Origin of the sequence: Paraburkholderia sp. BR10937 (assembly GCF_040965695.1) — a bacterium.
In the GTDB taxonomy this organism is placed as follows: domain Bacteria; phylum Pseudomonadota; class Gammaproteobacteria; order Burkholderiales; family Burkholderiaceae; genus Paraburkholderia.
Map to the genome: position 1 here is coordinate 1 of NZ_JBFRCL010000339.1, position 201 is coordinate 201.

General features: G+C 54.7%; 1 rRNA gene. It reads left to right on the forward strand.

The window, feature by feature from the left end:
- Positions 1-201: ribosomal RNA gene (locus AB4Y44_RS43180) — 16S ribosomal RNA — on the forward strand; the annotation flags it as partial.

Here is a 201-nt window from a genome sequence, read left to right on the forward strand (position 1 = left end):
TACCGATGGCGAAGGCAGCCCCCTGGGCCAATACTGACGCTCATGCACGAAAGCGGGGGGAGCAAACAGGATTAGCTACCCTGGTAGTCATCGCCCTAAACGATGTCAACTGGTTGTCGGGCCTTCATTGGCTTGGTAACGTAGCTAACGCGTGAAGTTGACCGCCTGGGGAGTACGGTCGCAAGATTAAAACTCAAAGGA